The sequence below is a fragment of the Micromonospora inaquosa genome (assembly GCF_003857055.1).
Classification (GTDB): domain Bacteria; phylum Actinomycetota; class Actinomycetes; order Mycobacteriales; family Micromonosporaceae; genus Micromonospora; species Micromonospora inaquosa.
The window spans coordinates 1-1,704 of record NZ_QGSZ01000020.1; the positions used below are offsets into that span (position 1 = coordinate 1).

Annotated in this window: 1 protein-coding gene; it reads right to left on the minus strand. The window is 71.2% G+C overall.

Going from position 1 to position 1,704, the window contains the following annotated elements:
* Window positions 1–370: 370 nt before the first annotated feature.
* Window positions 371–1,704, minus strand: a 1,334-nt coding sequence (locus DLJ59_RS00100) for a family 20 glycosylhydrolase (protein WP_124770505.1), incomplete at its 5' end; no start/stop codon positions are given.

Sequence of the window (1,704 nt, forward strand, 5' to 3'; positions counted from 1 at the left end):
ACCCGACACAGCGCCCACGCCGGCCTGATCGACTCGGGTTTGTGTAAAGCGCGGTGTCCCGGTGCCCAGGATGCCGCGACTTCCTGAAACACGAGTGGATCACGCCGGTCTGCGCGGTTCGCGCACCGGAACCGCGTCGAACCGGGGCACAGTGCGGGGTGGACCGGCCCCTCCCGGGCGGAGAGTCAGGCCGACCCTGGCCGGAGTGCGGGGCGGACGGCCCGTCCGGATCAGAGCGCCGGGGCAGACGAGACCGCGCCCGAGTCCGCGCACCGTGCCCGAGCCCGGAGTCCGTGCCCGAGTCCGCGCCCACGCCCGAGTTCGAGCCCGCGCCCGAGGCCAAGGTCGAGTCTGGGTCTGAGTCGGGAGGTTAGGGGGTCGCGGGGTCGGTTTGTGGGACGTTGCGCTGTGCCGGGATGGCCGGTGCGGCCGACCACGGGATCTCGGGTGCGCGGTGGAAGGTCATCCCTGCCGTCGTCCAGCGCGGGCCTTGGCTGGCCAGGCGGTCGCGGAAGCTGGCCCAGTCGTGGGTCGCTCGGGGTGACCAGGCCAGTTCGGCGATGGCCGGGAGGCGGGGCAGGAGCAGGAGTTCGATGTCGGTCAGCGAGGTGACCGATTCGGTCCAGAGCGGGGCTTCCACACCGAGCACAGCCTCGGTGGGTACGTCGGCGACGTGCGTACCCGGATCCCAGTCGTAGGACTTTCGCACGTCGATGAGGCCGGCCCAGTCGTGTCCGATCGGGGTGTCCGGGGCGTACTTCATGTCCAGGTAGGCGTGGTTGCCGGGGGAGACGATCAACCGTGCTCCGCGGCGGACGGCGTCGGCGGTGGTGGGGTCTTCGCCGTTCGTGCCCCACCACTGCAGGACCCGCCCGTCGAGGTGGGCGGCCGGAGCGAGTTGGTGCCAGCCGACGACGGTCTTGCCGAGGTCGGCGACGATGCGTTGGACCCGCTCGACGAAACCGGTGTAGACCTCGCCCTTGACCTTGAACGCCTCGTCGCCACCGATGTGCAACCAGGGGCCGGGGGTGAGGGCTGCCAGCTCGCGCAACACGTCGGCGACGAAGTCGTACGTCCGCTCGTCGGCCGGGTCGACGTAGCTGAAACCGACCTCGGTGCCGGTGTACGGCGGCGGCGGGGTCTTGTCGGGTGCCAGCTCCGGGTACGCGACCAGCGCCGAGTTGGTGTGTCCCGGCAGGTCGATCTCCGGGACGACGGTGATGTGGCGGGCGGCCGCGTAGGAGACGATCCGCGTGTAGTCGGCCTTCGTGTAGTGCCCACCGGGGCCGCCGCCGACCTCGGTCGTCGCGCCGATGGTGGTCAGCTTCGGCCAGGAGTCGACGGCGATCCGCCAACCCTGGTCGTCGGTGAGGTGCAGGTGCAGGTGGTTGAGCTTGTAGCGGGCGAGGTGGTCGACCACCCGCAGCACGTCCTCGACGGCGAAGAAGTGCCGCGCGACGTCGAGCATCGCGCCCCGGTAGGGGAACCGGGGTGCGTCGGTGATCGTCCCGCCGGGTAGCGCCCACCGTTCGGTGACCGGGTCGGGGCTCTCGATCGCCGCTGGCAGCAGTTGGCGCAGCGTCTGTACGCCGTAGAAGAGGCCGGCGCCGGTGGCGGCGGTGACGCGTACCCCGTCGGTGGCGATGTCGAGCCGGTAGCCCTCCGCGCCGAGGTCGGCGGTGTCGTCCAGCACCAGCGCGATGC